Source organism: Anaerobiospirillum sp. NML120511 (genome assembly GCF_023050955.1).
Classification (GTDB): Bacteria; Pseudomonadota; Gammaproteobacteria; order Enterobacterales; family Succinivibrionaceae; genus Anaerobiospirillum.
In genome coordinates, this window is the sequence record NZ_JALKIK010000033.1 from 1 (window position 1) to 16,118 (window position 16,118).

The window sequence follows — 16,118 nt, forward strand, 5'->3', positions numbered from 1 at the left end:
ATGTTCGAATCAGCAAAGTCATCAATCATGTAAGCTGCACTGCTGCGCTTTGTGAATGACATCATTGCAAGATCCATAAGAGCATTGCCGTCAGAGCCACCAAACGATCTCTGAACACACTGGTATAACCCCAGCCCTGCGCATACCCTCAAATGAACAGCAAAAATACCTGCTGAAACGTGATTCGTATTCGAACTTCCCTCTCCGTAATGTCTTTCAAACTCATCAGAATAGAGTCTGCGCATGTTGTCATTAGGAGCCATCATAGGACGTCCGTCCGGTGTTAGCTTATCTACGACCTTGCCTATGGCAACGTTGTGTCGCTTGCCATCCTTGCGGTATCTATGAATCACTCGTCCATCTGCAGTGATGTATGCCCAGTCCGGGGTAGGCATCTCCGTGATATTTTTTAAAATAGCCATCAAAAAAACCTCAAATCAGTGGGATAACGCGATCCCATTGATTGTACAATATTTTTGGTTATTTTTCTAGCTATTATTTTACAAAATATTCACTGAAAACCTGATTTTTAAGGCTTTACTAATAACTTATCTTAGGATAATATTTTTTATTGCTAGTATCCTTTGGGACAAAAAATTTCAAAATTAGCGTATATACGTAGATATGCAGATTTCTGCCCCCCGGTGCCTGAGCTCATAAATACTCATCGTTATTTAGCGAAATAAGGACACCTCACAGCGATGGCGGGGAGACTCTTACTTTCAGTACAAACACCAGGATGCAATGATGTCTGAATCTGCTTATATCAGCACTTATCCAGACATTAAAACAAACCACTTACGGTCTGCCATTGGGTTGCCTCTGGCAATTCCCTGGTCAGGACAGAGACGGGGCTTGCGCCCAGGGCTGCTCGTCACACAGCCATTCTTATAGCCGGTTTCCATAAGACTGAGCTGTTACGTCATGGCATGCAGCAGTGGTTCATAACATGTTTAAGGCCAATATCCTGTCCACAGGGCCTGTATGCGGGACTGCAGTCTTGTTTCCGGTCCTGTTGATGCGCGTCCGGGACCATAACCGCATACATGGACCTTAACCTGCAATATGCTGCTCGACATTGATTTAATCCTTGTAAAAAGCCCTTGAAAGTCCTTTGAACATAGACTTTTGTGCTGTTGTCAACCACCAGGCCATTATCTGGCTTTTAAGTGAATATAATGTTCTCCGCCTGCAACCTCAGCTACTACTTTTACGATCTGTCTAAACCTAATGTTCTTGTTCTCGGAGCCAGCTTCGAGTTTGAGCCTTTCCTTGAGCTGCTGCTCAAAGAGCAGGTCAATGTTCTGTGCATGGACCGCAGCCCGGCTTTGAGTGCTGAGTTCATCAACCGCTGGGATGGTCAGCTGGTCTGTCTTGCTCAGGATTTTTCTGATTTACAAAAGACTTTCGATATTGTCAGAGATTACGCCATTAGCCATATCGCCGCTCTGCCTGTAGGCCGTGCTCTGATTATCATGGGCAAGCTCAGTGACCAGCTTGGATTTAACAGTCCTTCTTTTGCGATCATCGACACCATGACAGACAAGAAGGCTTTCCATCATTTCCTCAGTGAGCAGGGACTTGAGGACTATCAGTGGTCTTTTCTTGACAGTAAGGCCTGCAGGGAGCTCAGGGCACACTTTGATGATCTGGAACAGAAGTTTGGCTATCCATTTATCATCAAGCCGGTTGAGGGCTCGGGATCAATGGGCGCAGCTCTGATTTCGGACAGAAGCGATCTTGAGGAGTACCGCCTGCCTGAACGTTTTATTTCAGGTGGTGCGCTGGCTGAAACAGCCCTTGAAGGAGAGGAGTTCTGCTGTGCCGGCTTTATAGACGGGGAGAGTCACTTTCACATTATGACCCTGCTGGGCAAGGAAGTATCGAAGCCTCCATATCGTCAGGAAAGTGCATACTTTTCTGTCCCACGTAAACGTGAGGCCGCCATTATTACCCAGTATGCAGAGCTTATAGCCCGACGCATCGGTCTGCGCTCATCATTCCTGACAGTCGATGCCTACGTCACCCCTGATGACAGATGTTTCTTTATTGATATTGCCCCACGTCTGACAGGTAATAATGTCCTGCTGGCTGCCCTTTATAACGGCAACAACCCTCTGCACATCTTCCGCAAGGTAATGATTGATGGGCAGAACTTCTGCTGCCGCAGCAACCCGCAGCCTGCAGTCATTCGTTTCTTTGATTTTGAAGACAGCCATCCTGTTGTCTTTTCCGGCAGTCCGGTCAATGGCTCATGGGGCTCACCTCTGCCGGCAATGGATGAAAGCTTCAATGTGCTGACCATTGAGGCCCCTGAAAAAGGCCTTGAGATGTTTACCCCTGAGGAAAGAAAGCACATCATTGCCTTTGAAAACAATCTGGAGGCTGGCAAAAGCTATGGTGCCCTGCACAATGGCGGAGATCTTGCCCGAGGTTACATCATGGCAAGGGGCGCTACCCTTGAGCAGGCTGACGCCCTGACCCGCCGCTATATTGAGGCAATCAGAAAAAGCAGCCGGGATCAGAGCCAGCACCAGTCAGTAATGGCTGGCTGACCGGCCTCGGGCACAGGTTCTGACGCTCTGCCGGGCTTTGCCCGTGCCTGTGCTGTCATACAGGGTCTGGGCAGCAATGCCTGCAACAACCCCGGACGGGTTCAGCTGTTGAAAAACAAAACAGCCGCATATTCAGGACAGACATCCTGACTGTGCGGCTGTTTGCATTTTGGCGCGATAAGCAGCCCGCCAGGCTGCTCTGCAGCTCCCATTGGCAGCCACGCCCTGGCCCTGCTGCCTGATGGCGGTGGCCGGTCGGCGGCCGGCCGGCGGCTGCGATGGCTGTGCCGGAAGCCTGGGGCGGGATAAAATGCCGGGGCCAGAAAAGACGAGTGGCCATGGGGCTAACCCCATGGCCACATAGGCTGCTGCCTCAGCAGCAGCCTGTCTGTCGCAGTTATACGCTCAGGGACTCACGGCAGTGAGCTCTGGAAGCGACAGCTGTAAACAGATTAGAGAGGGCAGCCGATACGGCGTGCAACTTCCTCGTAACCTTCGATAACGTCACCCAGACCCTGACGGAAACGATCCTTGTCAAGCTTCTTGCGGGTTTCCTTATCCCATAAACGGCAGCCGTCTGGAGAGAACTCATCACCCAGGATTAACTTGCCTTCGTACATGCCGAACTCGAGCTTGTAATCAACCAGGATTAAGCCGGCCTTGTCAAACAGATCCTTGAGAACCTCATTGATCTTGAAAGACAGGCTCTTCATCTCCTCGATCTGCTCCTTGGTACCCCAGCCAAAGGAAATGATGTGGGACTCATTAACCATTGGATCGTGTAACTCGTCGTCCTTATAGAAGAACTCGAAGGTAGGAGGGTTGAGGTCAAGACCCTCTTCAACACCAAGACGCTTGCAGATAGAGCCGGCAGCTACGTTGCGTACTACGCATTCAACAGGCAGCATTTCCAGCTTCTTGACAAGACACTCGGTATCGGAGAGTAACTCCTCTACGTGTACAGGAACACCAGCTTCCTCGAGCTTCTTCATGATGAAGAAATTAAAGCGGTTGTTGGTACGACCCTTACGGTCCAACTGCTTAATAATCTTACCGTCGAAAGCAGAGGTGTCATCGCGGAACAGCATGATGTAGTGGTTCTGATCATCAGTCTCGTAAACAGACTTGGCCTTACCGCGATAGATTTCCTGTTTCTTTTCCATTTTGGCGTATTCCCAGAAAAGTAAAAAAATAAAAGGGCCTGAAACAAATTATCAGGCCCAGAAATTTTAATCCTACTTGTCAAATTTGGCAAGATAGTTAGCGCCCTCGCGCTTATATACGGCAAACTGCTGAGTAATTGCCCTGGAGAAACCAGGATACAGTCTGGCAGTCTGAGCGGCTGTGATCGGCTTGTCATCTTCATTGTAGAAGGTGATGACTGTGTTGTCGCCCGATACGGCCAGACGGACAATATAAGTGCCCTCTGGCAGACCAAATGGCTCTACGCCCTGGCTGCGGTAGAACTCAGGATCTTCCTCGCTGATTTCAACCTTGTAGGTAGAGCGGGAGATGGAGTACTCCTCAACCTTCATGCCGTAGCTGTCCAGAGTACCGCGCATGACATTCCAGGTGGAGTTGTAACCGGCATTTACGATTAAGGCATCCTGGTCATTGTTATCACGGCCCAGTACTACCTCAACATAATCAGGGATAACCTCATTGGCCATGTTCTGAATGGACATGGTTTTGATAAGAGCGTTGGCAAAGCCGCTGGTGAAATTGGCCTTGTGCACCAGGGTAGGTTCCACGGCAGTCTCAGATGAGGTGGAGCTCTTTAAGGCGATGAAGTAGCCAATCTGCCCCTGCTGGGCATGACCTACCTTAATCTGGTAAACCTGATTGAAGCTTTCGGCCAGAACGCTGTCGCTGACCTCGTCGTATGGCTCACCAAAGGCATTGAAACGGGACGAGCCGGTAGTAAGCTCATAGCGTGCCTCATTGGTGGCAGCTACAGGAATCTTCATGTACTTGAGAGCTTCGGTCAGATAACTCCAGGCAAGGTGCTCGTCACGGATATTGAACTGGTTGGATGGCAGGAACCAGACAACGGCATTTTCATCCTTGCGAACGATATCTACACCGCTTTCGGCTACCTGAGACACTACAGGCGGACGGATATCCATATTCTCGCCAATCATCTGGCGGCTCTTTTCAGAAGGCGAAACGAACGGAATATCAAAGGTCTTATCGGTATATGGAGGGGTGATGCCGGCTGGAACCTTAAGCGGATCTGAGCCTTCTTTAGCTTCGGCATGATCGTAGTAACCGGTTGGAGTCCTGAGAGAATCATCAGAACTGTTGGCACCGCAGGCACTGACCATAATGGCGGTGCTGCCAGCTGCCAGGGCCATAACCAGTGATTTAATCTTGAGGCTGGACAAAGTGTATCTCCCAAACCTGTTACAGGTCATAATCCGCTGAAAAACATGATGCAGTCGCACTGATAGACCATCAGGCCGTCCATAAGACAGGTACGCATCCCGACTCCGGATAACTGACCGCTCAGGCCGGCCGTCCGACAGGGGCGGCTCCCTCAAATCAGTCAGGCCGTTATTCCATTGAGGAGGCCGTGCTGTACTGCATGCTGCGCCCTCAGGCGGAGCGTACTCCGTCAGGGCATATGATTAAAAGCCTGCACAAGGGCAATGATGCCCGGTGCTGCGCTGGATATTTTAATGGATATTGCCGCGCTATGCCATAAATTCAGCAAAAACACGCACATCTGCCCCTTGCCGCTCTGCAGGTCCTGCCAGTGCACCAGGTTTAGCTGCTCCCTGCCGCTGCAGGCTCCCGCTGCAGGCTGCAGCGTCAGAGCAACTGAGGAGCATGAGGGCACACTCAGGTGGCAATTGAGGTGACCACTGGGGCCGCCTGCTTATGGCTGCAGCGGGCTGCAGCGGGCTGCGGCGCGCTCCGCCGTAGCCCTCAGGATCACAAAGCCGGGATGGTTTAACCAGTCCCGGCTTTGGATTAAGTTAAAGTCATACTGCCCCGCCCCTGTGGGGCCGGTATATGAACTTTAGTCGTTGCCGCCCTTAGGCATGAGTGGCTTTTGCAGATAATCAAAGAGATTATTGGCAACCATCAGGAGCACTTCCTTGATGGAGCTGAGCTCAGGATCATACTGATTGATGAAGACAGGCTCGCAGCCAGGCTCGTAGTAGCAGACTGAGGAGAATACGGCATCAACATCAGTCTCAGACAGAGTAAGGGAGCAGCGGAAGTCTACATAACGCTCAACACCGGCCTGGGCCAGCAGTGGGTCGCGCATGACCTTGTGGAAGTTAATGACCGAAATATTGCGGTCATCAAGGAAGATGTGGTTTGGACGCACACCGGCCTTGACCCAGTGTTCTGCCTTGTCAAAAGCACGCTCTAAAGGAGCTTCTGAATGGAAGATAAATGGAACTTCATAATCAGAACCAGGAGGCGGAGCAACAGGATCATTGCTCTTCTCTAAATCATCAATATCAGACATTGCTGTCTCCTTATTAAGCCTGAACCTTCTTGGTCTCACGCAGTGCAACAGTTAAATTGAATACAGGTCTGTTCTCGGCAGAGTGCTTTGAATCTACACAGAAATAGCCTTCGCGCTCAAACTGGAAGCTGTCGCCCACTCTGGCATTCTGCAGTGAGCTTTCAAGAGCGGCATTTTCCAGCACCTCAACAGAGTTCTTGTCCACACAGGCAAGGAAGTCCTCAGCAGCACCAGGATTTGGTACGTTGAACAGACGGCCGTACATGTTGACAGTACCGCGATAGCAGTTCTTTGCGTCAACGAAATGAATTACGCCCTTTGCTTTCATACCCTCGACGTCGCGGCCCAGAGAATCTGGAATGGCCTCAACGTGTACGCAGGTAACCCTGCCATTTTCATCCTTTTCACAGGAGGTGGCCTTGACCAGATAGCCATGGCGCAGACGTACCAGACCGCCCAGCTTGAGGCGCTTGTACTGCTTGTTGGCCTCTTCGCGGAAATCTGCCTCATCGATAAACAGCTCACCTGAGAAGCTTACCTCACGGGAACCGAGCTCCGGCTTGTCAGGGTGATTAGGTACGGTAAAGGAAGTAGCCGTTACGCCTTCCTGACCGTAGTTGTCGATCACCATGCGCAGAGGGCGCAGCACAGCCATGGCACGTGGGGCATTGTTATTGAGGTCCTCACGTATGCAGGCCTCAAGTGCGGTCATCTCTACAGTGTTATCCTGCTTGGTAACACCGATACGGCGGCAGAACTCACGAATGGAAGCAGGAGTATAGCCGCGACGGCGCAGGCCGGAAATGGTGGTCAGACGAGGATCGTCCCAGCCATCCACATGGCCCTCGGTCACCAGCAGATTGAGCTTGCGCTTGGAGGTAATGGAATACTCAAGATTCAGACGGCTCATCTCATACTGATGTGGATGGCAGTCTATGCTGATATTTTCAAGCACCCAGTCATACAGACGGCGGTTGTCCTGGAACTCCAGAGTACAGATAGAGTGTGTGATGTGCTCGATGGCGTCAGAAATACAGTGGGTAAAGTCGTACATTGGGTAAATGCACCACTTGTCACCGGTCATGGCATGGCTGGCATAACGGACGCGGTAGATAACAGGGTCACGCATGCAGATAAATGGAGAGGCCATGTCAATTTTGGCGCGCAGACATACCTTGCCTTCCTCAAACTTGCCATCGCGCATCTGCTCGAACAGAGCCAGATTTTCCTCTACAGGACGATCACGATATGGGCTGTTGCGGCCCGGCTCCTTCAAGGTGCCACGGTACTCACGGATTTCATCAGGGGACAGCTCATCAACATAGGCAAGTCCCTTTTCAATCAGCTCTACGGCATAGCCGTACAGGCGCTCAAAGTAATCTGAGGAATGTCTGACCTCACCGTTCCAGGTAAAGCCCAGCCACTGCACGTCCTGCTTGATGGAGTTGATGTACTCCATGTCTTCCTTGACCGGATTGGTGTCATCAAAGCGCAGATTGCAGGTGCCCTGATAGTCACGGGCCAGACCAAAGTTCAGACAGATACTCTTGGCATGACCGATGTGCAGGTAGCCGTTTGGCTCTGGAGGGAAGCGGGTGGCTACGCTGGTGTGACGACCGGCCTTCAGGTCATCATCGATGATGTCAGTGATAAAGTTGCGTGGAATTTTCTCACAGGAATCCATCGCGATCTCCAAACAAAAAGCAGTGTGCTCAGCAATAAGTTAAACCCAGCCGCAACCGGACTGACATACTCCCCTGGGTATCAGGCTCCATGGAGCATCAGCCTCCACAGAACATCAGGCTCTGCAGACAGCCAGCGCTCACATGAGTGTCAGAGCAGCTCTGAATGTCAGGGCCCGCCTGACTGCAGGCTGAGCGCAGTGACGCAGCTGACCTGCCCAGATACAGGGACAGTCTTTATGAGGCCCGGGAGGGCTTAACTTATTACTGAGTTAATAACTGCAGAAAAAAAATCATATCGCTATCATAGCGGCATTTAAGCACTCAGTGCAAATATACAGCGCCTCAGGCGCCTGAGTACCGCCTTTTGCAGGCATAAGACAGCAATGCTTATGACTGCCTGGACGTGCCGCAATCCCTGAAGGCCACAACCTGCTCACAGTGCAGGCTCCAGGACGTTCAAGGGAGAAAGTTCATGCCGCGAAAAACGCTGTATGCAGCTTGTTTGTCGGGCCACTGATGACAATATCTCAATGTCTGATGAATTTTAGCAAAGCCCGGCGCGGGCCTCAAATTTTTCGTGCCAAAATTGCCCGTGCCGTCGTATTTCCGGCCCATGGCTACGCCATTTTCAGCAGCCACCCCCTGCCCTGTAATAAGGACCACACCACGAGCGACAACTGCAGTCACCAGCTCAGACTGCCCACCTGCAGCCCCGGGCTAAAGGAGCTGGGCATGCCCGGCTACGGGCCTCCCAGCAGGAGCCTGTAATGCCCGGCTGCGAGCCTCCCAGCAGGGGGGTGTAATGCCAGGCTGCGAGCCAGGCTGCGAGCCAGCCTGCAGGAGCCTGGGTGCAGGCAATCGATGATGAGCAAATGCTGGCCGTTCTGTCGCCACGAATAGCCTTGCTGACCCGGCTGCAGGCCCGGCCTGAAGCGCGATGCCGGCTTCAGCCTTGCGTAATCATGGTCAGCCCGGCAACCTGCAGACGGGCTGCCAGCCCGGGCTGTGCACAGAGGGCTGCTGAGGCAAAGTTATGCGGGGCGTTACTGTTGGCCAGGCTTGCCTGGCTGGATGGGGGCGGTCTGCTGAAAAAGCAAGTATTTACGGGATTTACCCCCGGTTTTCGTTGACATGAGTGCTCAATGTATTAGAATACAGCTCTATTTTTGATACACTGTTAAAGCATGTATGTCCCGACGGCCTGATGCCGCTGCGGAACGGCGTGATTACCAGAAAGATGCAGCTGCGGCTCAGTGCCGGGCAAGGACGTCTTTCCCTTGGCAGTATAGAAAAACAGACCACCAGAACGCCCTGCTCACAGCAAGGCCGGACTTACAGGTGGTTAAACCAGGTACGGACTCGTGCCGTTACATGCTGTAGCCGGAAGTTTTGCTTCTGAACATACAGCAGCCCGTCAGGACTGATCCTGAGGGCAGTTCACAGGATTTTTTTCATGAGCTTTGAATCTGAAAAGCAATTTAACGATTTTCAACACTTTGCCCGCGGCATCCGTCGTTCCGGCGAGTTCTCAATTCGTGAAAGCGGCATCCTCGAGAAGTGCGGTACTGCCATGATGGAACTCCACATGGGCACCCGTAAGCCAGCTGATGCTACCGAGAAAGTATTCCTTGAGCAGTTACACTCTGACGATGTAATCACTGATCCAAACGCCAAGATCTTCAAGAAGTACTTACAGGTTATTCAGCCACGTCGTCTCCACCGTCTGTGCACTGCCGGTGCCGATGATGAGATGGGCGGCAATGACTTTGGCGGCTCAGGTGACGACAGCTCCATGGACTAAGGAGCTCAGTCCTGCCTGCAAGGCAGCCTGACACAGCAGGATTATTCCTGTCACAATTGGGGAGCTCAGGCTCCCTGATTTGTTTTTACCACCCCAAAAATTTCCTCTGCCCTCCAGCCTCGCCCTGCTGCTCCGCCATCATGCCGCTGTCCATCAGCGCATCATGCCCCTCCGCTGCCTCATCGGCGCATCATTCCCTGCCGCTGCCACATCGGCGCTTCATGCCCTGCTGCCTCATCAGCGCTTCATGCCCTGCCGCTGCCTCATCGGCGCTTTACGCCCCACTGCGTTCCTGCTGAGCCATTGCAGTCCTGTCCTTAAGGCTCCTGGCCCGCCGGTATGTCTTCAGCTCTCCTGCGACCTCAACTCCCACAGCAAAATTTGGTCTGTCATCCAGCCCCATGGCTGAGCATGCCCTTATGTCATGCCATGGCAATGCTTAATGTTAATCCTGCCCTGCCCTGCCCAATAGCTGAAATGAGCTGCAGTCCCGCTCAAGCCTGCTTTGCGCCCAGACGGCCTGACCGGGCCACCGTCTGAGCAAATTACTGGTGCCTTGCTGCACGGCAGTCATGGATGCAGGATCAAAGCGCCCCTTTAAAACGACTCCGGCCCGGTCACCAGCTGAGATGAACAGCTGGCAGCCGGGCCGGCGGGCCGGGAGCTGCAGGCCCTGCAAGGGCTGCAGACTGTGGGCGCACGCAGTCATGCATGTGTGCATACGGGCGCGCAGGTACGTGGCAGTTTAGAAAATGCCCTCGCACTGGGTGCCAATGAGGGTACATGAAGAGCTCATGAGCTCATTGATAGCGATGGTGAAGTTAACCATGAAGGCGTCCAGACTGATAAGGAGCACAGCCAGACCTACGGTCATGGAGATGGCAAAACCCATGGAGAATACGTTTAACTGAGGAGCGGCACGGGTCATAACACCGAAGGTGAAGTTAACTACCAGCAGAGCACAGATTGCAGCGATAGAGGTAGAGAGGGCTACCTGGAACATGGTAGCGCCAAAGTAAATCAGAGCCTCAAGGCTTGGCGGACTGAAGATATGCGGGCCGATAGGCAGAGTTTCAAAGCTCAGCAGCAGCAGACGGATAAAGACCAGATGACCGTCAACTGCAAAGAACACCAGGGTACATAAAACGGTAAAGAACTGACCTACTACCGGGGCATTGGTACCAGATACCGGATCAACCAGGGAGGCAAAGCCAAGACCGGTCTGCATGGCGATAGCCTGACCTGCAAGAACGAAGCTTGCTATCAGATACTGGGTCATAAAGCCAAGACCGGCGCCAATGATTACCTGAGATATGGTGGTGATAATACCAAGGCCGGAGAAAGCATCGAGATTGGCATCAACAGCTGGAATGCTTGGCAGGAAACATACGGTAACGGTCAGTGCCAGCAGTGCACGGGCATTGCGCGGTACAGCAGAACCTGAGAAGGTCACAAAGGCCATCATAAATCCGCCCACGCGGCATAAAGGCCACATGAGAGAATCCAGGGCATCAAGCATCAGCGGTTCTAAAAAGTTAATTCCCATGGTCTTGCTTCTGTTGTGACTGCAAAATCTGCTCTGTCCTGGCTCATCAAGGCCGTGGAGCTGCGGTTCAGGTCCATCAGGGCTAAGTTGCTGCGGGCCTGGCCATCAAGGATGAGAGGGTGCGCTGCAGGTCCATCAGGGCTAAGTTGCTGCGGGCCTGGCCATCAAGGATGAGAGGGTGCGCTGCAGGTCCATCAGGGCCGAGTTGCTGAGGGCCTGGCCATCAAGGACGTTTAGCAGCGATGCAGCAAAAGGACAGGGTGCTCTTTATCAGTGGCATTGGCGGTCAGCGCCTGGCCATATGGCCAGGTGCAGGCGATCAGCCTACTACTGTTGGAATATTATGTACCAGTTCGTAGAAGAACTCGGTGAGCTTGGTAAGACCCCAGTGGGCACCCCACATCAGGCCTAAAATGGTCACGATAAGACGTGGCAGGAATGACAGGGTCTGCTCGTTAATTGAGGTTGCTGCCTGGAATACGGCCACCATCAGACCGACAACCAGAGATGGCAGAATGGATGCGGTAACCAGTACGGCTACCAGGGATAATGCTGAGCGTACCACTTCGACAAAGACTTCTGGTTCCACGCTTCACCTCTCTTGGAACAATCTTAACTGGCAGGACCAGAGCTGTACCCTGACCTGTACTTAACTCCCGGCGCCGTGCGTCCATGCGCCATGCCGGCCGGGGCCACACTGGGCCGCGCTGGGCTACACTGGGCCGAACTGGGCTGCGCTGCGCTGTGTCGGCCTTGGTTGTCGCCATGGGCGGCATGGCCGTGCGGCGGCAGAGCCTGCGGTGGCGCCCTGTAAAACGGGCAAAGCCCGGGTCAGTCCCGGGCATTATCAGGTTGGCACACCTATGCCGTACGAGGCCAGCAGCGATCCCATAATCAGGGTCCAGCCGTCTACCAGCACAAAGAGCATCAGTTTAAACGGCAGCGATACGATCATTGGCGAGAGCATCATCATACCCATGGCCATGAGGATGGATGCAACTACCAGGTCAATAATCAGGAATGGCAGGAAGAGCATGAAGCCAATCTGGAATGCGGTCTTGAGCTCGGAGACGATAAAGGCCGGAATGAGAACATGAATAGGCACGTCTTCAACTCGGGCAACACGGACATCAGCATATTCCATAAAGGCGTTGAGGTCAGTCATACGGGTCTGCTCACGCATGAACTGGTGGAGCGGACGCTGACCTACAACAATAGCCTCACGGGCCTGCATCTGATCATTGAGATAAGGCACGATGGCCTCATTGTAGATAGCATTGAGCACCGGGGTCATGATGTAGATGGTCATGAAGAAAGCCAGACCTACCAGAATCTGGTTGGATGGCGAGGTCTGCAGACCCATGGCCTGACGCAGAATGGCCAGAACAATGATGATTCGTACAAAGGACGTGGTCATGATGATGATTGACGGCAGAAAGGTCAAAAGGGTCATCAGCATGACTACCTGTAATGACAGGGAGTAATCCTGAGTACCGTCAGGATTGGTCTTGACGGTAAAAGCGGTCATGTCCAGGTTTGCTGCCTGGGCAGACGAGCAGAAATACAGAATCAGTCCTGAAATCACACTGGTGATCAGGGCTGTCATGAAAATGCGCTTAAGGCCACGGAGCTGGTCGCTGCGCTGGTTCATGACCTCCTGATTGTTTTGAGCGGCTGTGAGCATGGCTCCTCCTGAATTAATTCCACACAGCTCGGTATTACTACCTTGAGCCACGTCCCTTTATGCGTGCCGAACGGCGGATGCTGTATCTGCTCAGGGCCGGCGATGAAGTACGTAAAGGTACATCAGCCCCCTTATATGCAGTACCCAGCGATACATTGCTGGCATCCTCGCCCTCACGCTCATTCTCACCATAAAGGTAAGGAGCAATCTTACCGGCATGAGCGCAGTCTTCACTGTCGCCACCGGCCTTTTCCTGAGCTGTGGCCCTGATAGCAGCTTCGGCAGCACCGGCTCCCGGACCAAAACGCTCGGCAAAATCATAACAGTTTCCGGCTACATCTCCGGCACTCTGTGCCATGCAGGCCGCATCAGCGGCAGCGCCAGCTGACGCACCGGCGACTGAGCCTGATGATGACTGACAGGCATCTGGATTATCCGGATTGATTTCCTTAAGGACAATCTCGCCACTGGCAGCGCGGTCGCGCATGACAGAAAGAGCGTTGTCATCAATGATATTCATATTCAGGCTGTCATGGGCCTTTTCGTACTCATGAGCCAGCATATCTGAAAAAGCTGAACCAGACAGGCCGTCAGCGTCGTCGACAGCTGAGCTGCGCATCTGCCTTTTGGCGCGGCTGGCACGGGCATGGAGAATGTCATCATCAGGCATGCCGCAGGCCTGGCCCATCCTGAAAAATCCGTTACGGCGCATACCGGACATGGCAGCGGATCTGTCAGCTGATCTGTCGGATGCTGCTGAGCTGCGGGCAGATTCCAGTCCCTCATGACCTGCCCCCATGGAACGTCGCTCATCGCGGGAAAAAACGCTTCTGAACAGATTCTGGCGATTTTCAATATCCCTGTCGGTCAGACGGCTGGAACTGTAAGCTCTGTGCTCCTGCTCACCATCGTTGAGACCAGACTTGCGCATATGCTCTTCAAAGAGCTCAGTCATGCACACAATCTCTTCAGGGCTGTATCTTTGAGCAAGTGAGGCAGCAGCGCTGTCGGCAGCTGATGAAGATGCATTATAGCGGTCACTGTCCTGGGCATTATATCCGGCATTGCCATGGCTATTAAATCCAGACTGACCTGAATCGTCTTTCTTTTGAGTGTTCTTGCTGTCTGACTTTTCACTGTCAGTAAGATCGGCCACCAGATTTACCGAATGTGCGGTAACGCCTACGAGCAGCACACGATTGGCTGCCCTGACCTGAACGAGCCGCTCCTTGGGGCCTACGGCCATCTGGGTAATAAGATGCATGCTGCCGCCCATGGAACGCTGAACCAGACGGGAGCGTCGCAGCAGCCAGGCAAGGGCGAAGATTACGCCCAGAATGGCAATGGTTGATAACAGCCAGTTGATGATACCTGCAGGGCTGGCAAGACCACCTGAGGCCAGAGCACCGCTGCGCTGGGTACCAAATCCGCTCTTTTCGGAGCTGAGGGTGGCGCCATTAACAGCACGGGCATCGCCTGAAGGTGCAGCACTGTGCTGCTCAGAGTCCGCTGATAATGACTCAGAGCCACTGCTCATCAGATCCTCAGCTGTTTCCTTGCTTACCACTGAGCGGCCGGACACACGCTCATTTTCAGGTTCACTGCCGGCATCAATATTTTTTGGTTCAGGCAGTACCAGGTCAGCAGCATCAGGAGCGGCAATATCAGAGTTGACATGAGCAGGCTCACCTGAAGAAACAGCAGCGCTTTCAGACTGAGCCTCAGGGGCTGCATTAACAGGTAAGGAAAAGGCAAGGAAAGAGGAGGCGGCCAGAACGCACAGACTTCTGGTTGCGGCAGGAAACAGGAATGAATCCTTTAATTGGCAGGGGGACTTGTCATCAGAAGAATGGTAAGGACGCGCCTGATGCGGCGGTACTTTGAGGAGAGAATGCATAAGACATCACCCTGCTAGAAAACGGTTTGACATCAGCAGCCAGGCTATCTGTATACCATGGTCCCGCACCAGAACGGCCGGATGGAAATTAAGGCGCCATGCGCACCAGTCACTGCTGCTCATGCAATTTTAATATATCAGCCGCCATACTGACAGTGCTGCATCATACAGGCACAGCAAAGCACTGCAGAAACGGCCTCGGCCGCTCCGGCAGTGCAGTGCTTTCAGTAATATCGCGCTTTTATGGCTTACCCCTGTGCCTGAGACAGACTGACAGACTTCAACCTGTCTGACAGGCAACAGAGCACTGGTGCAGATGCACTCAGTGGCTGGACTTGACCTGGCCTGCCATGCTCTGCCGGGCCCTGGGACTGTAATGGCCTCACACTCTGTCAGGGTCGCCTAAGGCGTCAGGACCGTCACCGTCACCGGCTGTCAGGCTCGCCTGAGGCTGTCAGGGTCGCCTCAGGCGTCAGGACCGGGCATCGCAACAGGGGCCATCGGCAGCGTATGCTGCATGGGACAGAAATTTGGGTATGCCATAAACACAAAGTGTCAGCATAGTGCCGACACCTTGAAAAAGACCGGACAGTACAGTGAGGATCATCAGTTCCCCTCTGCACGACTTTAGTCCACCGGTCAGATAAACAGCTGAAATCTGGTAGCTAATCAGCAGATTACTGAAGCTTCTTGATACGCTCAACCTGGCTGATAACGTCGGTAAGACGGATACCGAACTTGTCGTTAACGACCACAACTTCACCGTGGGCAATCAGAGTACCGTTTACCAGAACGTCCAGTGGCTCACCAGCAAGACGCTCAAGCTCGATAACAGAGCCCTGGTTTAACTGCAGCAGGTTGCGGATGGAAATCTTGGCATGACCTACTTCCATGGTGATGGTAACAGGGATGTCAAGAATGGCATCTAACTTCTTACGCTCTTCACGGGACAGCGGAGCCTTGCTCTTTGTGGGATCGTCAAAATGCTCGAGCTCAGCAGAATTCATGTCCTCCATTCCATCGGTGGAAGGTAAGCCGTCGGTCCAGTCGGTGTTGCCACCTAAGTTTTCCATATCTGACATTCTATGGATCTCTCCGTTGTGAGCCGCGCTGAGCGCTAAGCCCTCTATTTAAATTCACAAATTGCAGGCCAGGCTCACGGCCTGCCAGAATTATATTCGTTGTCTGCTTCACCTTTTCAGGTGAACAAAGAGTTATGCCCTGTCATTGTCCAGCACTGATATCAGATCTGGCACTGTGTAATGTTCAGGTGAGATTACTAATTCTGCCTGTCCGACAGAAGAAACCGGCACTGCTTCCGCATCTGAAATGCGGATCTTAAGCCTGTGCAGCGGCAGGCTTGCCCGCCTTGCGGCGGGCTGCCCATAAAGGGCGTTCCCCGAAGGGATTGTCCCCGAAGGGACTCTCTTTCTCTCTTTAACCATTCAAAGCCGGACAGCAACCCCTGA

The 16,118-nt window shown here is 52.9% G+C and carries 12 protein-coding genes; 2 read left to right on the forward strand and 10 right to left on the reverse strand.

Annotated features, from left to right (window positions below; translation table 11 throughout):
- The coding region (locus tag MXE39_RS09265) for a hypothetical protein (RefSeq protein ID WP_246978882.1) at positions 1-422 on the reverse strand (422 nt) is incomplete at its 3' end.
- Between the two features lie 756 nt (positions 423-1,178).
- Here MXE39_RS09265 and MXE39_RS09270 point away from each other — a divergent pair.
- A complete protein-coding gene (locus MXE39_RS09270; RefSeq protein ID WP_246978881.1) occupies positions 1,179-2,555 on the forward strand; it encodes an ATP-grasp domain-containing protein in 1,377 nt (458 codons plus the stop codon).
- A gap of 452 nt (positions 2,556-3,007) precedes the next feature.
- Here MXE39_RS09270 and purC read toward each other — a convergent pair whose 3' ends face one another.
- From purC to glnS, 4 genes are all read right to left on the reverse strand, one after another.
- Positions 3,008-3,718 (reverse strand): phosphoribosylaminoimidazolesuccinocarboxamide synthase, encoded by a 711-nt coding sequence (gene purC, locus MXE39_RS09275; protein ID WP_246978880.1) that lies wholly within the window; start codon positions 3,716-3,718, stop codon positions 3,008-3,010.
- 72 nt (positions 3,719-3,790) lie between these two features.
- Positions 3,791-4,939, reverse strand: a complete 1,149-nt coding sequence (bamC, locus tag MXE39_RS09280) for an outer membrane protein assembly factor BamC (RefSeq protein ID WP_246978879.1) — start codon at positions 4,937-4,939, stop codon at positions 3,791-3,793.
- Positions 4,940-5,577: 638 nt separating this feature from the next.
- Positions 5,578-6,036, reverse strand: a complete 459-nt coding sequence (locus tag MXE39_RS09285) for a hypothetical protein (protein WP_246978878.1) — start codon at positions 6,034-6,036, stop codon at positions 5,578-5,580.
- Positions 6,037-6,049: 13 nt separating this feature from the next.
- Entirely contained in the window at positions 6,050-7,720 is a 1,671-nt protein-coding gene (gene glnS, locus MXE39_RS09290) for a glutamine--tRNA ligase (RefSeq protein WP_246978877.1), read from the reverse strand.
- A gap of 1,454 nt (positions 7,721-9,174) precedes the next feature.
- On the opposite strand from glnS, the gene maoP reads away from it, so the two are divergent.
- Complete coding sequence (gene maoP, locus MXE39_RS09295) at positions 9,175-9,522, forward strand: DUF413 domain-containing protein (RefSeq protein WP_246978876.1); 348 nt, start codon at positions 9,175-9,177, stop codon at positions 9,520-9,522.
- A gap of 745 nt (positions 9,523-10,267) precedes the next feature.
- Here maoP and fliR read toward each other — a convergent pair.
- From fliR to fliN, 5 genes are all read right to left on the reverse strand, one after another.
- On the reverse strand, positions 10,268-11,068 hold the full coding sequence (gene fliR, locus MXE39_RS09300; RefSeq protein ID WP_246978875.1) for a flagellar biosynthetic protein FliR: 801 nt from the start codon (positions 11,066-11,068) through the stop codon (positions 10,268-10,270).
- Positions 11,069-11,387: 319 nt separating this feature from the next.
- Positions 11,388-11,657 (reverse strand): flagellar biosynthesis protein FliQ, encoded by a 270-nt coding sequence (gene fliQ, locus MXE39_RS09305; protein WP_246978874.1) that lies wholly within the window; start codon positions 11,655-11,657, stop codon positions 11,388-11,390.
- Between the two features lie 258 nt (positions 11,658-11,915).
- Positions 11,916-12,803 (reverse strand): flagellar type III secretion system pore protein FliP, encoded by an 888-nt coding sequence (gene fliP, locus MXE39_RS09310; protein ID WP_348647435.1) that lies wholly within the window; start codon positions 12,801-12,803, stop codon positions 11,916-11,918.
- The gene (locus tag MXE39_RS09315; protein WP_246978873.1) at positions 12,790-14,649 is read right to left on the reverse strand and encodes a flagellar biosynthetic protein FliO; all 1,860 of its coding nucleotides are present in this window, start codon (positions 14,647-14,649) and stop codon (positions 12,790-12,792) included. The genes fliP and MXE39_RS09315 overlap by 14 nt, the downstream gene beginning before the upstream one ends.
- 677 nt (positions 14,650-15,326) lie before the next feature.
- Positions 15,327-15,665, reverse strand: coding sequence for a flagellar motor switch protein FliN (fliN, locus tag MXE39_RS09320; protein WP_246978883.1), 339 nt, complete (start codon positions 15,663-15,665; stop codon positions 15,327-15,329).
- Between the last annotated feature and the right edge of the window lie 453 nt (positions 15,666-16,118).

Coding starts and splice junctions, on each gene's coding strand:
- MXE39_RS09270 (WP_246978881.1), top strand. CDS start 1,179: ATGTTCTCCGCCTGCAACCTCAGCTACTACTTTTACGATCTGTCTAAA.
- purC (WP_246978880.1), bottom strand. CDS start 3,718: ATGGAAAAGAAACAGGAAATCTATCGCGGTAAGGCCAAGTCTGTTTAC.
- MXE39_RS09285 (WP_246978878.1), bottom strand. CDS start 6,036: ATGTCTGATATTGATGATTTAGAGAAGAGCAATGATCCTGTTGCTCCG.
- glnS (WP_246978877.1), bottom strand. CDS start 7,720: ATGGATTCCTGTGAGAAAATTCCACGCAACTTTATCACTGACATCATC.
- maoP (WP_246978876.1), top strand. CDS start 9,175: ATGAGCTTTGAATCTGAAAAGCAATTTAACGATTTTCAACACTTTGCC.
- fliR (WP_246978875.1), bottom strand. CDS start 11,068: ATGGGAATTAACTTTTTAGAACCGCTGATGCTTGATGCCCTGGATTCT.
- MXE39_RS09315 (WP_246978873.1), bottom strand. CDS start 14,649: ATGCATTCTCTCCTCAAAGTACCGCCGCATCAGGCGCGTCCTTACCAT.
- fliN (WP_246978883.1), bottom strand. CDS start 15,665: ATGGAGGACATGAATTCTGCTGAGCTCGAGCATTTTGACGATCCCACA.